Here is a 17,641-nt window from a genome sequence, read left to right on the forward strand (position 1 = left end):
TCGGGTGATGTGGTGTTACAGGCCGACGGCGCGTTCGAGGGTGTCGAGTTCGGTGTCGAGGCGGTCGAGCATCGGGTTCAGGTCGGGCAGGGTGCGGCGGCAGCCGGTGAGCCCGAAGACGATCTGGTCGTCGTTGCTGGTGCAGGTGATGTTGAGGGCCTGCCCGGTGGTGGGGATCGACAGCGGGTACAGGGCGTCGAGGCGGGCCCCGTTCCAGTACAAGGGGGTTCGGGGGCCGGCGACGTTGGAGATCACCACGTTGAACGGAGGACGCAACGGTCCGCGCCGGCCGAGGAGCATCTCCATCCCGAGCGGGGCGGCGCCGAGGGCGCTCATCGCGAGCACCTGTGCCGGGCTCATCTCGCGCAGCGCGGCCTTGCCTTCGCGCGTGCAGTCGCGGATGGTCTCGAGGCGGTGTCCGGGGTCGGGGAGGTGGGTGGCGAGGTTGCACATCAGCACCCCCACCCGATTGCCCGCACCGCCCGACACAGTGTCCCCGGGTTGGGCGGTGGGGCGCAGTGAGACGGGGACCATCGCGATCAGCGGGTCGGCCGGTAATGCGTTGCGGGCGTGCAGGTAGCCGCGCAGTGTCCCGGCGGACATGGCCAGCACGATGTCGTTGACGGTGGCGTCGGTGTGCTTGGCCAGCAACCGGATTCGTTCGAGCGGGAAGGTGCGGGCGGCGACCTGCCGGGCGCCGCCGATGGGCCCGTTGAGCAGGGTGTGCGGGGCGGTGAGCGAGAGGGTACCGCCGGTGCCGCGGGCGGCCCGGTCGAGGGTGTTGATCGCCGCGGGTACCAAGCCGGYCACTTCTCCGGCGACGGTGCGGCCGGCGCGCACGGCCGTGCCGGCGAGATTCAACGCCGTCGTCACGCCGAGACCCGGCGCGGGGGCCGTCGGCTGCATCGGTTCGGGTGGGGTGGGAACGGCGGCCAGCTGCGGTGTGGGTTGCCAGGGGGCGGGCATGTGCCGCCGGTGCGGGTCGGCGCTCAGGGATCCGGCCAGCAGGTTCATCGCGGAGGCGCCGTCGGCGAGGGCGTGGTGGATTTTGGTGTAGACCGCGTAGCGGCCGTCGGCGAGGCCCTCGATCAGGTGCATCTCCCACAGGGGGCGGCTGCGGTCGAGGAGGGTGCCGTGCAGCCTTGACACCAGGGCCATCAGCTCGTCCGTGCCGCCGGGCCGCGGCAAGGCGTCCCGGCGCACGTGGTGCCCGAGGTCCACCTGGTGGTCGGCGAGGGTGTCCCAGCCCCACTGCCCGAGTGAGGTCACCGACCGGCGGGCACGTTTGCGGAACAAGGTGGCCATCCGGTCGCCGGCGAGGGCGGTCTCGAACATCTCCCGCACGTCCGCGGCGGACGCCCCGTCTGGTGGGGTGAACAACGCCAGCCCGCCGACGTGCATCGGATGTTCCCGGGACTCGCCCAGCAGGAACAGTGAATCGGTCGGCGCCATCGGCAACAACATCCGCGAAGAGTCCCCTTCTCGTCCTCGGAATCGGGCCACCCGTGGTGGGCGGTCCGGGCCCTGCCTCCGGAACTGTGGTGCAGGTGGGTAAAGCGGCGGCAATGTCACATTTAGGTGTGGTTTACATCACAAACCGATGTACCTGTTTACGTTCTACAGCACACCCGTCCGCCGCGCTACTGGTCACATGTCCACCAATTCTTGGCTTGCGCCGTCCCCTCGGCCGCCTCGGCGTTGCACGGTTGTTCCTCACTCCCGTCGGCAGGTGCTGGATAAGCGATTCACCACCCGGCTCCGGCGTGATGGTTGGTCATTGCTTGTGACGAGAGTTGATAGGCGACGCGTGGGTGATACCGACTCAGGGACATCGGATTCCGAGGGGCGTCCGCCTGAACCGGAGGTCATCGTCCCAGGTGCGCCGGAATACCACTACCGACCTCGAAATTCGTCGATCGCGTGCAGCGAAACTCGGCGCGTGCAGCGACCGGATCTGCAGATCACTTCACCGCCATCGGAATTCGGGACCCGGGAGTGAGAGACGATGGCGCACCTGACCGTTCTGCGGCAGGCGTTGCTGCGAGAGGTGCAGGATTGCGCGACCGCGTTGCACCCGATGGTTGGCCATTGACAGCAACAGTGCGGCGTTGATGGCGTACCTGCGCGTCGAACCGGTCGACCGGACGTGGTTGGCCACCTATCAGCGGCTCCATCGGGGAACTCGCCCGGTGCGTCGGCGACGCCGTCCGGCTGCGCCTGCGTACCGTCACCAGCGGGGCGGTGGCCCGCGCACGGCGTTCGAGGGAGGACGCGACTGTGCCGCCGGGGCCGATACCGGTAGCCGGTGACCGGAAGCGCGATGAACGACCACCAACGTGGGGCGCTCGAGGTGCGGGACAGCTGCGCGGTCCTGTGCAGCGTCATACACAACGAGCACGGCTATCCCGGCGCAGGTGTGGCACGCCACCTATGGCCAGCTTGCCGGCGAAACTCCTGGACGGTGTCGGCGCAGCGCGGAGGGTGGGTGTACCCAGCGTGTCATCTTTGACAACATGTGGAAAAGGCGACCAGCCCCGATCAGCGGGAGCGGCCGCAGCGACGCGCAGCGTACGCCGTGCGTTCGGTTACACCGAGGCTCCTCGGCGCTTGTTGACACCAACCTTCACGGCAGGCCCACCGTGGGCAGYCTCCGGGTGACGAATTGTCGAAAGTAGTCGATCTTCGGTGTGGTCACCAGCACTGGGAGCAGCAGATCCCACGCCATCGCGGTACGCGTCGGCAGGGCGGCGGGGTTGTCGGTGGCCGTCGTCAGGAGGCGTGCCCCGGCGAAGAGTTCCACCAGGAGCTGACCGACTGCGTCCGGATCAGTGTCCACGCGGAGGTCACCCTCGTCGATTGCTCGGCGGGCCAGGAGTTGGTAGGTGGATATCCAGGTCGCGAAGGTGTCCGTCTCCGAACTTCGATAGTCGCCCATTTCGGTGATGAGGCGGAAGGTTGCCCCCATCACCGCGTCGTTGAGGGCGACGTCGACCGTGACGAATGAGATGCCGATCATGGCCTCGAATGACGGCGTGGCGGAGTCGAGATAGGGGGTGCACACGACGGTGAACCGCCTCGTGCCTTCCTCGATGACGGCGCGGGCGAGTTCTTCCTTGGAGGCGTAGTGAAAGTACAGCGCCCCCTTGGTGGCCAGGGCCTGGGTGAGGATCTCGCTCAGCTTCGTGTCTGCGTAGCCGCGGCGGGTGAACACCTCGGCCGCGGCATGGAGCAATGCGCGACGAGTGATTTCCGCCCGCTTCTGGGTGGCCATTCACCTGCCCTTCGAGTACCGAGATCATCTGGCCGGACGGCTGTCCTGAACCGTCCTGAATGGGATTGAACGACGCACTGCACATGCATACCCGATGTGGAGGTTCGTCGCATGGTGTTCGGTGTGCCCCTATTCTGCAAGGCTTTCCGGCCTCGTAGAAGATGACCCGTCGCCCGGATTTCGGATTTCGTCGACAAGGACTGCCCCAGGGGTGAGCCGGACGGGCGACGGCGTTCAGGGCGGCGGCCGGCGGCTGCACCTCAGGAACGTGGGAACTCAGGCGCAAGGTGTCGGCGCCCCGACATCGGAGGTCCCACCGATGACCCGCCCCGCGAGGGCCGGGAGCGGGACTTCGGCACACTGCTCGCGGACTACGACTAACACGACACCCTCGCCTTGGCGGAGATCGAGCAGTGGTCGCCGCACCCGAAGGATCGACGAACGGGACTTCCGCTCTTGGCCGTGGCCAAGGGGCAGGTATCAGGTCGACCCAAGGCCGAAAACCGCTGTGTGCTCGGCGGGCGTGACGGTTCGAAGGACCGCGCGCGTGGCCCGTACCCGTTCGGGCGCACAGTCTTGTTCGGCGTTCATCGACGTCGCGGCAACTGCTCCTGCGCGTTTCCGACGGCCGACATGAGGTCGCGTCCCAGGCGTTGGTAGGTGCGCAGCCACACTGCGTCGACCGGTTCGTCGTGGAGGTGTGCCATCAGCGTTTCGCTGTTGTTGTCCGCATCCAGCCATCGGCGCATCTCGGTGGTCCGGTCCTGCACGGCGTGCAGCAACTGCTCCGGAACGGTCGAGTTCGTCATCGGGTGCCGTCCTCCCTTGCCGTTCACCTGAACGTTTTTCGTTGCTTATTGTGGGTGGGTGTGTTGGCTATCAGGCGTTCCATCGTCGGTTGTCGCCACCGTCAGGCGTATTCGAGTGAGTCGGCCTCGTCGAGCGAGTCCCAGGCGATCTCGTAGCGCTTGCGGGTCATGTCGTCGGCGTCGGTGAGGAGCGCCTCGAACAGCGACCGGGGGTCGGCGTGCCATGACCTGGCCAGGGCCTCGATCTCGTGCGGGGAGAAGAGGCCGGACCGGGCGGTGGCGGAAATCCAGTCGTCGAATTCGCGCTCTCGGATCCGTTCGACTGCGTCGAGGTCGACCTTCCCGTCGTCGAGGTCGAACGAGAACATTGCCGCGACAACGTCTCGGGGCGACTGGCTGGCGATATCGGCGGCGACCCGGCCCGTGATCATGGGGTTGCGGACCAGCTGTTCTGTGGTCATGGCGACCGCACCTCCTCGAGTGGGCGAGGGTTCCGACTCACTCTGTGTGTCGATTCGTGGGGAAGCCTTAGGTGGCGTGTTTCTCAGCAGGGTAAGGCATCTCCGCAACGCTAGCTGTGGCGTGCATCACATTACTGGGTGGTAGTGATCGAACCCGCAGGATGGCCTCGTCGGATGCGCCAATGGTTGCACTGTTGGGTTGCACTGTTGGAGTATTCCCGGATGGCATGCGACCCAGCGAAACTGGACGATTGACCTAATAGCGTTTGCGCTCAATGTATTCCACACTGTCACCGGAGCCGACTCGGTTCCGGGGTGCTCGGGTAGTGGTGTCGGCACGAATGTTCGGGCCGCGGAGGTAGGGCAGGGAGCGGCAGGATGCGGGCACATCGACAGATGAGGTGGGCGGCCGCGGCAGTGGGCGTCGGGCTGGCCGCAGGGATTCTTTTGGCACCGGTCGCGGCGGCGGAGGAGGTTCCGGATCTACCCGGGGCGATTTCGGTGTGGCAGGTACCGGACCGCGTCGGTCCCGCCCAGAGCGCGCATCCCGATGCCGCCCGGTATGCGCGGCAGCACCCGGGATCGGTTCCGCCTGGAGTCAACGATTTCACCTGCACCCCGACCGCCGTGCATCCGAGGCCGGTGGTGTTGGTGCATGGCACGGACTCGAATGCGTACTCGGACTCGGCGGCGCTCGGTCCGCGACTGGCCGCGGCGGGGTTCTGCGTGTTCGCGCTGAATTACGGGGGTGCGCCCGGGGGCGACAACTACGGGACCGAGGACATGGCGGTCAGCGCCGGCCAGCTGGCGCAGTTCGTGGCCGCCGTCCGCGCCGCGACCGCCGCTGCCGAGGTCGATTTCGTCGGCTACTCGCAAGGGTCGACGGTGGCCCGTTATTACGTCAACCGGCTCGGTGGTGCAGCCATGGTCGATCAGTGGGTCGGTCTCGCCTCACCGACCTACGGGGGCACCCTGTTCGGTCTCGTTCCGGTCCTCGAGCAGACTCCCGGCGGCATGCAGTGGGCGAGAAGGGTGCTGCCCCCGGAATTGGTGTCGCCCGCGTTGGAGCAGCAGGCCCAGGGCTCGCCGTTCCTCGACGACCTCAACAGCGGGGGAGACACCGCCGGGGGAACCCGGTACACGACGATCGGGTCGCGGTTCGACGAGGTCATTCAGCCGGCGACCAATATCGCCTTGCGCGACGGGTCGGCGACGAACCTGATGATTGGGGATCTCTGCCCGTCCAATCAGTCCGGGCATTTCCGGATGCCCTACGACGAGTACACCCTGCAACTGGTGATGGGTGTGCTCGATCCCGCCCAGGCGCCGGCACCGCCCTGCACCGTGGTCCCGGCGGGCACCGGGGTACTGGAGATGATCCTCACCGAGAAGTTCTGATGGCTGCGGCGTCGCGGGCTGACGGGTCGCGGCACCACGGCACCACGGCGGGCGCGGCGGCGGCGCGGCTGGTGAGTGCCGGTATGAAGCGGGATGCGGACCTGCACGCCGGGTAGTGGCTACGGGACTGTCGCTGAGGCCGCCGCGGATCGAGCCGGTAACGGTGCGGGTGCCCGCGCGGATACAGTCACCGTGTCCTGACGAGGGGGCGCAGAGGGAGCAGGACGTGGTGCGGCGAGGTGTGCGGGGGTTGATGGCGGCGGTGCTCGGTGTCCTCTTCCTCGGAATGGTGGTTCCGGTGCCGGCGAGCGCGGAACCGTTGTATCCGTGGCCGGACCCGGATCCGTTCTACCTCGCTCCCACTGATCTCGGAGCCAAGGCGCCAGGCGATGTGGTGCGTACGCGGCGGATCGACACCTGGATGTACGCCAACTCCGATGGGTGGCAGATCGCGTTCCGGTCGACGAACTCGGCCGGCAACCCGATTCTGGCGGTCACGACGGTGCTCCTTCCCAGGGGTGTGGCGAATCCGCCGTTGGTGTCGTATCAGGCGATCGTCAACTCGTTGGGAACCAAGTGCGCGCCGTCGCGGGCGTTGTTCAACCTGGAGATGCAGGAATCGCCGGGGATGTACTTGGGTTTGCAGCGGGGGTGGGCGGTCTCGGTGCCCGATCACCTCGGCCCGACCGGTGCGTACGGTGCGGCCAAGCTCGGCGGGATGATCACCCTGGACAGTGTCCGTGCGGTGCAGCGGGTGGCCGAACTGGGGCTGGCGAACAGTCCCGTGGCCCTGGCCGGTTACTCGGGTGGGGGATGGCCAGCGCGTGGGCTGCGGCGCTCGCCCCGACCTACGCCCCGGAGCTGACGCTGGCCGCGGTGGTGCAGGGCGGCGTGCCGGCGGATCTCGAACAGATGGCCGAGGGGCTGGGCTTCAACCCGCACCCGGGGTTCGGGCTCGCCTTCGCGGCGGCGATCGGCCTCGAGCGAGAGTACCCGGATCGGTTGCCGGTGTCCTCGCAGCTCAATGAGACCGGTCTGTGGTTGCGAGAATGGATGAGCAACGAGTGCCGACGGTTCCTGCTGTTCCATGGCGCTTTCCGCAACGCCGGGCAGTTGGCGGCGTCGACCAGTCTGATGGCGAGTTCGGCGGCGCGGCAGGTGTTGCGGGAGAACAGCCTTCGGTATTTCGAGGGGGTGCCGTCGGCGCCGGTGTATATGTGGCACGGCACGCTCGATGGGCTCACTCCGTTCGATTCGGTGGCGGAGGTGGCGCGCCGGTACTGCACCGCGGGTGCGAAGCTGACGTTCGTGCCCTATGACATCTCCGAGCACATGACCACCGCGGTGGTGGGTTTTCCGGATGCGTACGAGTTCATCGCGGCACGTTTCCGGGGCGAGCCCGCCCCAACACGGTGCTAACCGCCGGCCCAGGCCGTGCCGAACTGAAAGGTGCATGACGCCCCGGTTCCCGGCTCGTCGCCTGCACAGTCAGCTCTGGGTGGCGTCAGGCGTCGTTGGCACGAATCTCGTGAGTAGCCGGGTGATTACGTGACTAGCACGGATTGGGTCCAGGAGGGAGCGTCGTAGACGACCGTCTCACCGCACGGGATCTTTCGGGGCAGGCTCGAGTTGTGCCGTGTTCGGCGCCTGAAGTATCGCGCACCGTGGGGTCCGTGTCGCTCGACAAAAGGGTTTGAACTGCCGTTTCAGGCTTACCGTGGCGGTATGAGAGGTGAGGAGGCGCGCGTGGCCCGGGACTTCGCGGGGTGGTTGTCGTCTCAGGGCTGGACGGTGCGTACCGACGAGGATGTCGTCGACATCGTTGCCGAGAAGGACGGCCACCGGGTCTATGTCGAGGTCAAGGGTGCGACCTCCGCGCCGGGGTTGGATGTCGATACCGCCATCGGGCAGCTGGTGCGGCGGATGCCGAGCGAGGCGGATCAGTCGGTGTCGTTTGCGTTGGTCGTTTGTGACGAGCCGCTTTCGGTGGAGGCTGCTGTGCGGGCACCTCAGCGGATTCTGGATCTGTTGGGGATGGCGCTGTATGCGGTCGATGAGGACGGCGGCGTGCGGCAGCTCTTCGGCCGCGCATGAAGACTGTCCTTGGCACGGGCGGGGATGGACAGCAGGGTGGCCGGTAGCATCGCCACACCCGCGATGGGGGGGGTAGTGCGGTGATGGGGCGGTAGCTCAGTCGGTTAGAGCCGTGGACTCATAATCCATTGGTCGCGGGTTCGAGCCCCGCCCGCCCCACCGCGTTCATCGCCGGCCCTCAACAGGCCGGTGGAGGGACGGGTCAGRCCGCCCRGATCGAGTGTGTGCGAGGCAGTGACATGGCCGTGGCGGATTCCCGGTCGGTAGGTGGTGAATCTTTCGAACACGGTGCTGCAGACCGGTGACTGCCGCGGCGCGGTACCTACCCCAGGTACCGGGTGGGTGTTGTGCCCGGCGTCGGTCACCTGGGCCCGTATCAGGTGGCGCTGCGTTCGGCGGATCCCACCGCATCGAGCACGGCGGCACGCGTGGAGACGTCGGGGGTGAGAGCTGATTCGACGGTTCCGGTATTGAGCAGTTGCCGCCACCTGGCCTCGTCGAACGGCGATGGGCGCGTAGCGGACAGGAACTTCTCGACGGTGTGGACAAAGCGCAGGGGGTCGTCCCGGAAGGGGAAGTGACCGGCGCCCGGGAAGATTTCCAGCCGCGAATCCGGCATTGCCGCGTGCGCGGTGTGGGCGTGGCTGACGGGGATGACTGTATCCCGATCTCCCCAGATGAGTTGAACAGGAAGACTTGCCGTGAGATAGCAGCGGTCGAGCATGGTTACCGTCTGTCCGCGCCAGTCGACCACCGCCCGCAGGGTGCGTAGGTAGGCCTCGTACCCGGTGGGGTCGGGCAGTTCGGTCAAGATCCGCACCAGATCCGGTGTGTCGTGCAGCGCCGCACCGGGGCGCATGGCAGTGCCGTGCAGCCGAGTCAACACCGTTCCCACCCACCGCACCGCGGGCACCGCTCCCGGCAGGCGCAGCAATTTCAGTGCCTCATTGACGATCGGCGTCGCCGCGAGCCGCAGGAGTGGATGAACGTCGGTGGTGATACCGCCGGCGGAAACCAGGATGAGCCGATCCACCATCTGCGGGAACTGGTAGGCGAACTGCATCGCGATGCCRCCGCCGAGCGAATGTCCGATCACGGTGGCGTGGTCGATTCCCAGGGTCGACAGGAGATCGCGCATGCCGTTGGCGTAGGCGGCGACGGAATAGTCGGCACGGGGTTTGTCGGAGCGTCCGTGGCCGAGTAGATCGGGTGCGATCACGGTGTAATTCTCGGCGAGGTGCGGGATGATCTCGGTCCAGGTCGACGAGTTGTCGCCGATGCCGTGCAACAGCAGCAGCGCGGGACCGTCACCGGCCATGCGGAAGGCGCGCCGGTACCCGTGGATGGTGCGGAACATCATCTGCGGCTCGGCGTCGGGCACCGGCCGGAGCCTGCGCATGCGACTGGGGTTCATCGCACCCTCCTCGACTGTCGCGTTCTACGTCGATTCTTCGCTTCGCACCGTCGACACCAGTGACGACACGCCCCACCCGAGGGTGTCAACATCAGAAGGGTTGTTGCCTCCTCGTGCCCCGAAGCAGGCGCGAGAACGTTCGCTGGTTATTCGCGGTGGAGTCCGCGGCGTTACACCCACGTCGGCGCGATTCGGATCGAGTGGTGTTCACTCCCGGACGGGGACCTGATCAGTCCTTGTTGGATTGGCTACCGTGGGGGTTTGTGGCAGCAGGTATTCCGGTGCCGTCGCCGAAGATGACGCCGAGCCCCGAGGTGGGGCTCGACTTCGCCCGGGAATGGGTGGAGTTCCTCGATCCCGGCAACGTCGAGCATCTCATCGCCGCGGACATGACGTGGCTGCTCTCGCACGGGACCTGCGTGTTCGGCACCCCGGCCTGCCAGGGCATCATCGCGGGCCGACCCGACGACGGCTGCTGCTCGCACGGCGCCTTCTTTACCGACGAGGACGATGTCGAGAGGTTGCACGAGTCGGTGAAGCTGCTCAGACCCGAGGACTGGCAGTTCATGAAGCAGGGTCTCGGGAAGAAGGGGTACATCGAGGAGGACGAGCTCGACGACGAGCCGGCGCTGCGTACCCGCCGCTATAAGGGTGCATGCATCTTCCTCAACCGTCCCGGCTTCGAGGGTGGCATCGGGTGCGCGCTGCACTCGATGGCACTCGAGCGCGGCATCGAGCCGCTCGCGGTGAAGCCGGACGTGTGCTGGCAGCTGCCGATCCGGCGCACCCAGGAATGGGTGGAGCGACCCGACGGCGAGCAGGTCCTGAAGACGACGATCACCGAGTACGACCGCCGCGGCTGGGGTGAGGGCGGCGCGGACCTGGACTGGTACTGCTCCGGCTCACCGGACGCGCACGTCGGCGCCAAGGCGGTGTGGCAGTCGTATGCGCCGGAGCTCACGGAGTTGCTCGGCGAGGCCGCGTATCAGGAACTGGCGCGGCTGTGCAAGCGACGCCAGGGCCTCGGCCTGATCGCCGTGCACCCGGCGACCGCGGTCGCCGAGAAGAAGTCCCGGTAGCGGAGCGGCGGTCCCTGAACGCCGACCCCGGTGACAGCGTTGTGGGCGTCGACGGCGCCCGGGGCGGTACCGAGGTAACGAGCTAGTGCTCGCCGAGCGATGGGAGCCACCGTTGGCGCAGGCGCAAGCACCGGAGGCCGGTCGGTTCGTCCGCGATCGCTAACCCCGGACGGTGTCGAGGATGAGGTTTTCGTCGGCGAGTGCTTATGATCCGGGCGTGTAGCCGATCGGAAGGCGCAGACCGATGTCCGAGAAGAAGGATCACAGTCCGAGACCCGAACCCGGTCCGCTCGGCGCGGGCGCGCGGGTGCTGGTGCGCCGGCCGTCCGAACCGGCGCAGACCGGTCGGATCGTCGAGGATTACGCCGAGCTGACCGACCCCGGGGAGCGTGGGCATGCGTGGGCTCCGGTGCATCGGTGGGCTGTCGCCCTCGACGACGGGCGGCTGGTCTTCGCCGACACCGACGACCTGACTGCCGACCCGAGCACGGAAGGATCCGCCGGGTAGACCGACCCTGGGCGGTGGAAGAACCAGTCAGGGAGTGCCCCCCAGGAGGGGTGAGCGGGCTGCAGGGTTCTCCCCGTGGTGGCAGGACTGACCCGGTGTTGAACTGATCCGCCTCCCGGCGGTGTACTGAGTCCAGGAGGCAAGGGGGAGTTGGTCGCTGTCCTGCGCGTATCGGGTTGCCGAGGCAGGGTGGCGTGCACTCTGACATTGCCTGGGGATGGGTGTCGGCTTGTCGGTCGAGCGCCGAGTGGGGCGGGCCACGGGCGCGGGCGGCGGCGACTGTCTGGTGAGTGACACCGTCGGCCGGGAGTCGTGGGCCCGAGGACATCGGTGGCAGCCAGTGGCGGCGTGGGTTGTGTTGGCGGACAACCAAGCGCAGCCCCCGCCAACGATGAATATCAGCTGGCAGGGGCGCTACACGGTCAACCTGCACGTAGTGACGAGCGGCGCATGAGTGATCTTCGTGAGCCACGGTGGGGAAGTCCAGGGATTGTGATCCACACCATCACACTATTTCCGAGCTCGGAGGCTACGTGTGATGGGTTGCCCAATCTCCCATGGCAGTGGTTCTGCCCGGACGCGGTGGAGACCGAGGCCGAACACATCGATTGACCTGCGAAGATGACATGTCCCCGGCAGGGGGCACGCGCCTCGCCATAAAGGCGGTTCCGCCGCAGATGAGGGTTTGTCGGGCCTACCGTGAGGGAACTGGTCTGCAACAAGCGTGGGCTCACGCAGAGGAGGGGCGATGACTGCGAAGTTCGAGCTTTTCAAGGACGCGGCCGGCAAGTTCCGGTTTCACCTGAAGGCAGCCAACGGGGAGATCATCGCGGCCAGTCAGGGGCATACCTCGAAGGCGGCGGCCCAGAATGGGATTGCGTCGATCAAGGACAATCCCGCCTCCGCTCCCACCGAGGATTTGACCTGACCCGAGGGTGTGGCCGGTGGCGACGATGTGGGGCCGGCGGGGTGGGGGAGGATATGCGGGCTTCGAAGTCGTCGTGGCGAAAGGGTGGCCGCACGATAACCGTGATTGCAGTTGGTGACCTGAAAGGTTGTCGTTCGCAGGCTTTCCCGATGGCCTCGCGCCGACCTTGTGCGGTCGAGTTGTGTCGTCGCCGCGGTGTTTGGTTTCTGCCGTGGGGGTCAGGCTGTGGTGGGAATGGTGATCTCGGCTCTGCCGTCGAGGCCAGGTAGTAGGTAGTGCGGGCAGGTGACCAGCTGCCGTGGCACGGGTATCGGCTGCCGGTCGGTGTCGAGGTAGAGCCGGTAGGCGAGCTGCCCGCGCCGGTGGGTGCCGGTGTTCGGGTCGACGGCGCCGAGGAAGTAGCCGTGTACGGCGCCGGCGGTGGAGAAGATCGCCCGCGCCCACTCGGCGGGTTCGGCGGGCGGCAGATACCGTGGCCCGCCCGTCCCCGCGTCGACGGTGTACACGATGACCGTGACAACGAAGCCGGCCGCAGCGGGGAACCACTGCTCGGCGGCGACGTCGAACCGGGTGATGAAGGTGTGAATCCGCAGCTCGATGTCCGTTCCGGTGCGGGCCGCCGACGCGAGGATGTGGGGAGCTGCTGAGGCATCGTCGGCGGCCAGTGACGGCAGCGCGGCGTCGGTGGTGAGGTTGCTGCCGGGGCGTGCGGACATGGGGCACACAGTACGGGGCCGCACACACCCGGCCGGCAGGACGACCGGTGGTTCGTCCGGTCGAGGACTGGTTCGCCGGGTGGGGTATCTGACCTGCGGTGACAGCATGTCCCCCGAAGCAGAATTTGGCCCACAAAGGTCGTGCTGCCGGAGTTCTTCTCGGCGCCATCCGGGCTGCACGATTCTGATCGCTACCGGCTCGGGGCGGCATGCGTTTGTGAGCGACCGCACCGCAGCCGCCCTCGAACGTGATCTCGCCATGCTCGCCGACGTGCGCGACCGCCTCCGGGCGTCAGAGATGTCGGCGGGTACCGCTCCGATCACCAGCAGGTCAGAGTTTCCACATTGGTGTTACAATTTGGAACAAGAGTTCGGGAAGGGGTGGGTATGACCGTCACCGACACCAGGAGTGCTCTCGCTGCCAATTCTGCGCGAGAACACCTCCTGCGGCTGGACCGGCTGCGGCTGATCGACAAGGCGCAGAACGAGGGTTTCACGCTGCGCCAGATCGCTGATCTCCTGGAAATCTCGGCAACGCAGGTCCACCGGCTCGCGCAACGGGTCCTGCAGCAGCCCGGCGAACTCGAGCGAACCCCGCAGGAGGTGATTTACCAGCGCTCGGCCGGGGTGATCACCGATGACGAGATGATGGACACGCTGGTGCACTGGAACTACACCTACGGCTATGTACCCACCGAAGGCGACCAGCAGGTGGACGCGTACGCCAAGGGCAGCTGGGATGAGGTGCGGCGGGCGTATCGGCGGGGTTTGCTCGCCGACGACGAGTGGGACGTCCTGTTCGATGCCACCCGCACCGCACGGCAGGCGCAGCGCGCTGCGGCCCGGCGGTGAGTGTGGCCGGAGAACCATTGCGCGAGGCAGTTTCTCGGCAATTGGTGCACCTGGGTCAACACGGGCAGCCGCTGCACCCAGGCAGTGGCCGGAGCACCCTCGACCTGTATGCGGATGATCGTCGGCGAGACCGGACGCTGCAGGAGGTCATCGAGTGGTATCTCGACCTCGCGGAGCCCGATCGCGACGGGCATTGCGCCGCGATAATTTCTGCGGGGCCGCCGGGGGCAGGTAAGTCGACGGCGTTGCGTGAGCGTCACCTGGTCGATACCAGCTACCGATATCTGGACGCGGACATCGTCAAGGACGAACTCCTGCGCCGCGTCATCGCGGACGGTCACTACGCGGACCTGCTGTCGACGACGCTCGCCGATGCGCACCCCATAGCCCCCCGGGAACTCGCGGCCCTGGTCCACGCCGAATCCACCGAAGTCATCGACGACGTCCGCGAGGTGTGCCTGCAACGACGCGAGAACGTCGTCATCGAAGGCACCCTGCAATGGGTCCGCTCGGGGACATCCTCATGGCCCAGCTCAGTGAGCACGACTACACCGACGTGCGCATCGTCGACGTCGAAGTACCGGCGTCGATCGCCCATGAGCAGGCGGTGCGTCGGTGGTGGGAGGGCCGGCTCCTGGGGATCAGCGGGCAGGACCGGATGGGCGGCAGGTTCACACCGCCCGCGGCGATCGCACGGCTCTATGAGAAGGGTTCGGTGAGCCGGTGCGCAACCCACGCCCGCGCGGCGTTCGAAAGCTCGCTCGCAGCGGCGATCACACAGGTCACCCTCATCCACATCGACCGCAGACTCGGCGCCGAGCCGTTGGTCTCGCGGCGTGTCGACGGCAAACTGGTCGAAGGACGATAACCACCGGCCCACACCGCACGGCCGGGGCATGCGCCGAGGCGCCGAGCGCGCGCGAGGAAAGCCTGGACACAGGCCGTTGCGCAGTGGTGGGGTGACGTCTCCGGGTCGTACTCCAGTCTTCGGTTCACTGCCGGCCAATCGTCGGGACGCCGCGGGATGGGTCTGATTCGCCGTGCGGACTGACCCAGTGGGATGGCTGTCCCGTGAGAGGCGGTGACGCTGCCGGGCGCTTCGGGGAACGCTCACACAGGCGTCGACGTACGTCGTTGACCAGCCGGGCATTCGGTTCAGTGCAGGGAAACAAGAACGACAACGGCGGCCACCACGACGGCGGTGAGTTCGATGGCACCAAGGATCAGAGCGGCAACGGCGAGACCGGATCCGGTTTCATATTCGCGTCCGCCGGTCTCGACGTAGCCGATCGCGCCGAACACCAAGGCTGGAATGAACAAGCCCGTCAGGGCGCAGAACAGTGCGACGATCGCGCACACGTTGGTGCGTTCGACCGTGTCGATGCCGAGATCCGTTTCGTCGACTGCGACCACCGGGCAGGCTCCTCAAGGTTGTTGTGTGGCGTGCGGCCAGGGAGTAGGTCCGGCACAGGCTGCCGGCACCGCCAGTTGTCAGGGTCCGGGTGCCCAGGTACCGGTCCCGGTGCGACCGTTGCTGACGCAGAACAGATCCTGGCCTTCGGGGGAGATCGCGATCCCGGTGGCGGCGGGGTTGCAGCTCTCGCCTTCGGCGGCTTGGCCGACGATCGGCACGGACCTCACCCAGTGTGGGCGGGTGGATCCGGCGTAGGTGCATTTGAGGAAGGTGCCGTCGGCGGAGGTGGCGTGGTTGTCGACGGATGTGTCGCAGTCCCCGTTGACCGTGGGGGAGGTGGTGGGCTCGGGCTCGTCGACAGTGGTGGTGGCTTCGGGCTCGGGTTCGGTGGTCGCCGCAGCGGGCGGAACGAGGGCGGGCGGGACCGCGGAAGCCGGAGTGAGGGCCTGGGCCCGCGCCGAGGGGAGTGAATAACTGGTGGCCGGCGACGAGTTAGTGACCGCGTCCGAGAGGGAGGATCCAGCCGAATACAGGATCGTCCCGGCGGCCAGTGCCTCCAGGATCCCCAGGATGAGTGCCGCGACCGCGATGGCCCGCCCGGCCGGTCGCCAGAACGCGAGAATGCCGAAGACGATCGCCACGGGGAACAACCCGAGCAGTGCGGCGACGAGAGCGATTACCGCGTACGGGTTGATCGGAGCATGGTGCGGCGGCGGTGTCGCGGCCGCCTTCGACAGGTCGACGGTCATCGGCCACCGATCCGTGTGTGAGCGGCACGGTCACGCTCGACGGGCAAGCTCATCGGTCACCTCCGGTAGCAATGTGGGAGGCGACTGCACCCCTCGGCGCCGATCATAGGTCGGCCTGCGGTGTGCGCAGGCCGCGGGTACATGATGTTCATTTACGTGAATGACACAGTCGGAAAAAGGATTTTGGTGAGCCCTGCGTCTGAGGAATGCCAGATCGCGGCGGCCGGGACAGCGAAGCCATTCCCGTGATCGCGTCAGGGCTCGGGGTGTCCGCCGTATCGGCGGGACGTGCGCCAAGGTCCCGGTGCCCGCCCTGTTCCGGCGGCTGCGCGAACGGGTCGTTGGCGGCCGGGTCCGGGGAACGGCGGGCTGGGAACACGGTACGAGTTGCACGCGCACTGTCACATCGGCGTGATTGCCGGCCCGGTTGCGGCGTCTGCCGGCCAGTTGCTTCTGCTTTGGAAGTACTGGGTGGCTTCCGGGGTTTCGGTGTATTCGAGGAGGTTACCGATGTGGGCGGCGAGGACGTCGCGGACCTGGGCTGGGGTGGCGAAGAAGAATTCGCGGCGCAGGTTGGCGTGGTTGAGGCGTTGCCCGGTGAACGCGTTGTGCAGTGCGTTTTCGAGTGTGATGGCGTCGTCGGAGAAATACAGGGCGTGGGTGTCGAAGGGGAACGGCACGGAGGCGCTGCCGAGCTCGCGGACCCGGTCCATGGGGTCGAGGCGCCGGGTCATGCCGATCTTGACGACGTTGGGGCCGAACGCACCTTGGTTGCTGATGACGTAGACGTAGCCGGCGCGGATGTTGGCTTGGCGGTAGTCGTTGTCCTCGATCGCCCGGTCCAGGTCGGCGAGCTTGCCGAGAATCCGCTGCTTCTCCTGCGGGTCGGTGCCGCCGAGGGAGGTGAGCACGTTCTGGTAGTGGGCGCGTTCTTTGTCGAGTTTCTCGCGTTGAGCGGCGAGTTCTTGTTCGACCTTGCGTTCTTCCCGGAGGCGTTCGCGTTCGGCCCGGGCGGCTTCCTTCTCTTCCTGCACCTTCATCATGTAGTCCGCGGTCAGTTCGAGCTCACGGATCCTCAGGGCGTGATAGGCGTCGGCTACGTGCATCTGCATCATGTCGCCGAGCTTGGCGATGGTGACCGCGGCTTTGTCGAGGCGTTTGACGGCGGTGGCGAGGTTCCCGGCGCGGATGGTGCGGACGCAGATGTCGGCTTCGGCGTTGTAGGCCCGCAGCATCAGTTTCGACAGGTCCGCAGTCATCTTGCGACCCTTGGCGAGGGAGTTGTTGAAGCTGAACATGTTCGACGCGTCGATCGCCTCCCCGCGGGTGACCGCCTCCTTGATCGCGGTCTGTACGTCGGTGAGTTGGTCGCGGTACTGGGCGGCGTTCTCGAGGGGGTGGTGGTAGGTGTAGATGCCGACTTCCTGCAGCACCAGGCGATCGTCGGTCTCCACGATGTCCGGATCGGTACCGCCGCCCGCGGGTGGGAGGCCGTGGTTGAACTGTGTGCCGGCGCGGTGGGCGTTCTCGGTCGCCTGCGCGAGGTCGCGCTCGAGGCCGGCGATCCGGTCGAGAAGGGTATTCGCCTCGCGTTCTTTGACCACGAGCATCTCGCGGAGCGCCTTGATGGTGACGCTCGGATCCGGACTGGTCATCGGAAAATCCCTTTCCGCCCGTTAGCCGCGGACGCCGCGCGTGTGGGCGACCGGAACCAGGTCGTGCGGATTCTTCGACACCCCGGCACGCAAATGGTCGAGGGTGGCGCGGGCCTCGACCCGAGACAGATTGAACCATCCCGGGTCTCATGCACACACTGTCATTTGTGTGCGACCGGTTGATCGGCACGGTGTTCAGCGTAGTACTTGGCTTCGTACTCGGCCGGTGGGATCCGCCCGAGACGATGCATGAGCCGGCCGGTGTTGTACCAGTGCACCCACGCCGAGGTGGC

Annotated in this window: 16 protein-coding genes, 1 tRNA gene and 2 pseudogenes; 10 read left to right on the forward strand and 9 right to left on the reverse strand. The window is 66.9% G+C overall.

What is annotated here, in order from left to right:
- Positions 1–15: 15 nt before the first annotated feature.
- The 4 genes from AC1D1G_RS18460 to AC1D1G_RS18475 all read right to left on the reverse strand — a co-directional run bounded on the left by AC1D1G_RS18460 (position 16) and on the right by AC1D1G_RS18475 (position 4,541).
- Positions 16–1,464, reverse strand: a complete 1,449-nt coding sequence (locus AC1D1G_RS18460; protein ID WP_477953138.1) for a WS/DGAT/MGAT family O-acyltransferase — start codon at positions 1,462–1,464, stop codon at positions 16–18.
- Between the two features lie 1,159 nt (positions 1,465–2,623).
- On the reverse strand, positions 2,624–3,271 hold the full coding sequence (locus AC1D1G_RS18465) for a ScbR family autoregulator-binding transcription factor (RefSeq protein WP_477953139.1): 648 nt from the start codon (positions 3,269–3,271) through the stop codon (positions 2,624–2,626).
- A gap of 587 nt (positions 3,272–3,858) precedes the next feature.
- The gene (locus AC1D1G_RS18470) at positions 3,859–4,080 is read right to left on the reverse strand and encodes a hypothetical protein (RefSeq protein WP_477953140.1); all 222 of its coding nucleotides are present in this window, start codon (positions 4,078–4,080) and stop codon (positions 3,859–3,861) included.
- A 101-nt stretch (positions 4,081–4,181) separates the two neighbouring features.
- Positions 4,182–4,541: a hypothetical protein gene (locus tag AC1D1G_RS18475; RefSeq protein WP_477953142.1), complete on the reverse strand. Its 360-nt coding sequence runs from the start codon at positions 4,539–4,541 to the stop codon at positions 4,182–4,184.
- 378 nt (positions 4,542–4,919) lie between these two features.
- On the opposite strand from AC1D1G_RS18475, the gene AC1D1G_RS18480 reads away from it, so the two are divergent.
- From AC1D1G_RS18480 to AC1D1G_RS18495, 4 genes and pseudogenes are all read left to right on the forward strand, one after another.
- The gene (locus tag AC1D1G_RS18480; RefSeq protein ID WP_477953144.1) at positions 4,920–5,939 is read left to right on the forward strand and encodes an esterase/lipase family protein; all 1,020 of its coding nucleotides are present in this window, start codon (positions 4,920–4,922) and stop codon (positions 5,937–5,939) included.
- Between the two features lie 253 nt (positions 5,940–6,192).
- A pseudogene (locus AC1D1G_RS18485) lies at positions 6,193–7,358 on the forward strand (alpha/beta fold hydrolase).
- A gap of 327 nt (positions 7,359–7,685) precedes the next feature.
- Complete coding sequence (locus AC1D1G_RS18490) at positions 7,686–8,033, forward strand: hypothetical protein (RefSeq protein WP_477953146.1); 348 nt, start codon at positions 7,686–7,688, stop codon at positions 8,031–8,033.
- Positions 8,034–8,118: 85 nt separating this feature from the next.
- Positions 8,119–8,192, forward strand: a tRNA-Ile gene (locus tag AC1D1G_RS18495).
- A gap of 217 nt (positions 8,193–8,409) precedes the next feature.
- Here AC1D1G_RS18495 and AC1D1G_RS18500 read toward each other — a convergent pair.
- On the reverse strand, positions 8,410–9,447 hold the full coding sequence (locus AC1D1G_RS18500) for an alpha/beta fold hydrolase (protein ID WP_477953148.1): 1,038 nt from the start codon (positions 9,445–9,447) through the stop codon (positions 8,410–8,412).
- Positions 9,448–9,743: 296 nt separating this feature from the next.
- On the opposite strand from AC1D1G_RS18500, the gene AC1D1G_RS18505 reads away from it, so the two are divergent.
- From AC1D1G_RS18505 to AC1D1G_RS18515, 3 genes are all read left to right on the forward strand, one after another.
- Complete coding sequence (locus tag AC1D1G_RS18505) at positions 9,744–10,526, forward strand: DUF3109 family protein (protein ID WP_477953156.1); 783 nt, start codon at positions 9,744–9,746, stop codon at positions 10,524–10,526.
- A 244-nt stretch (positions 10,527–10,770) separates the two neighbouring features.
- A complete protein-coding gene (locus AC1D1G_RS18510) occupies positions 10,771–11,034 on the forward strand; it encodes a hypothetical protein (protein WP_141476231.1) in 264 nt (87 codons plus the stop codon).
- A 748-nt stretch (positions 11,035–11,782) separates the two neighbouring features.
- Complete coding sequence (locus tag AC1D1G_RS18515) at positions 11,783–11,962, forward strand: YegP family protein (protein ID WP_141476230.1); 180 nt, start codon at positions 11,783–11,785, stop codon at positions 11,960–11,962.
- Positions 11,963–12,180: 218 nt separating this feature from the next.
- Here the strand turns inward: AC1D1G_RS18515 and AC1D1G_RS18520 are convergent, their stop codons facing one another.
- Positions 12,181–12,678: an N-formylglutamate amidohydrolase gene (locus tag AC1D1G_RS18520; RefSeq protein ID WP_141476229.1), complete on the reverse strand. Its 498-nt coding sequence runs from the start codon at positions 12,676–12,678 to the stop codon at positions 12,181–12,183.
- A gap of 387 nt (positions 12,679–13,065) precedes the next feature.
- Here AC1D1G_RS18520 and AC1D1G_RS18525 point away from each other — a divergent pair, with 387 nt between their 5' ends.
- The 3 genes and pseudogenes from AC1D1G_RS18525 (at position 13,066) to AC1D1G_RS18535 (ending at position 14,398) form a co-directional block, all read left to right on the forward strand.
- Positions 13,066–13,530, forward strand: a complete 465-nt coding sequence (locus tag AC1D1G_RS18525; protein WP_283335558.1) for a winged helix-turn-helix domain-containing protein — start codon at positions 13,066–13,068, stop codon at positions 13,528–13,530.
- A gap of 44 nt (positions 13,531–13,574) precedes the next feature.
- Positions 13,575–13,970 (forward strand): annotated as a pseudogene (locus AC1D1G_RS18530) (zeta toxin family protein); the annotation flags it as partial.
- 59 nt (positions 13,971–14,029) lie between these two features.
- Positions 14,030–14,398 carry a hypothetical protein gene (locus AC1D1G_RS18535; RefSeq protein ID WP_477953157.1) on the forward strand — a complete coding sequence of 123 codons (369 nt, stop codon included), beginning with the start codon at positions 14,030–14,032 and terminating at the stop codon, positions 14,396–14,398.
- Between the two features lie 287 nt (positions 14,399–14,685).
- On the opposite strand, the gene AC1D1G_RS18540 is transcribed toward AC1D1G_RS18535, so the two are convergent.
- From AC1D1G_RS18540 to AC1D1G_RS18550, 3 genes are all read right to left on the reverse strand, one after another.
- On the reverse strand, positions 14,686–14,943 hold the full coding sequence (locus AC1D1G_RS18540; protein ID WP_477953151.1) for a hypothetical protein: 258 nt from the start codon (positions 14,941–14,943) through the stop codon (positions 14,686–14,688).
- A 78-nt stretch (positions 14,944–15,021) separates the two neighbouring features.
- A complete protein-coding gene (locus AC1D1G_RS18545; RefSeq protein WP_477953152.1) occupies positions 15,022–15,693 on the reverse strand; it encodes a DUF4190 domain-containing protein in 672 nt (223 codons plus the stop codon).
- Between the two features lie 401 nt (positions 15,694–16,094).
- Positions 16,095–17,348 (reverse strand): SNIPE associated domain-containing protein, encoded by a 1,254-nt coding sequence (locus AC1D1G_RS18550; protein WP_477953153.1) that lies wholly within the window; start codon positions 17,346–17,348, stop codon positions 16,095–16,097.
- Between the last annotated feature and the right edge of the window lie 293 nt (positions 17,349–17,641).

The sequence above is a fragment of the Rhodococcus sp. P3_B8 genome, assembly GCF_056402775.1.

What these genes read in the sequence shown, in the direction of transcription:
- AC1D1G_RS18470 (WP_477953140.1), bottom strand. Translation starts at nt 4,080, where the DNA reads ATGACGAACTCGACCGTTCCGGAGCAGTTGCTGCACGCCGTGCAGGAC.
- AC1D1G_RS18475 (WP_477953142.1), bottom strand. Translation starts at nt 4,541, where the DNA reads ATGACCACAGAACAGCTGGTCCGCAACCCCATGATCACGGGCCGGGTC.
- AC1D1G_RS18480 (WP_477953144.1), top strand. Translation starts at nt 4,920, where the DNA reads ATGCGGGCACATCGACAGATGAGGTGGGCGGCCGCGGCAGTGGGCGTC.
- AC1D1G_RS18505 (WP_477953156.1), top strand. Translation starts at nt 9,744, where the DNA reads ATGACGCCGAGCCCCGAGGTGGGGCTCGACTTCGCCCGGGAATGGGTG.
- AC1D1G_RS18510 (WP_141476231.1), top strand. Translation starts at nt 10,771, where the DNA reads ATGTCCGAGAAGAAGGATCACAGTCCGAGACCCGAACCCGGTCCGCTC.
- AC1D1G_RS18515 (WP_141476230.1), top strand. Translation starts at nt 11,783, where the DNA reads ATGACTGCGAAGTTCGAGCTTTTCAAGGACGCGGCCGGCAAGTTCCGG.
- AC1D1G_RS18520 (WP_141476229.1), bottom strand. Translation starts at nt 12,678, where the DNA reads ATGTCCGCACGCCCCGGCAGCAACCTCACCACCGACGCCGCGCTGCCG.
- AC1D1G_RS18525 (WP_283335558.1), top strand. Translation starts at nt 13,066, where the DNA reads ATGACCGTCACCGACACCAGGAGTGCTCTCGCTGCCAATTCTGCGCGA.
- AC1D1G_RS18535 (WP_477953157.1), top strand. Translation starts at nt 14,030, where the DNA reads ATGGGTCCGCTCGGGGACATCCTCATGGCCCAGCTCAGTGAGCACGAC.
- AC1D1G_RS18545 (WP_477953152.1), bottom strand. Translation starts at nt 15,693, where the DNA reads ATGACCGTCGACCTGTCGAAGGCGGCCGCGACACCGCCGCCGCACCAT.
- AC1D1G_RS18550 (WP_477953153.1), bottom strand. Translation starts at nt 17,348, where the DNA reads ATGACCAGTCCGGATCCGAGCGTCACCATCAAGGCGCTCCGCGAGATG.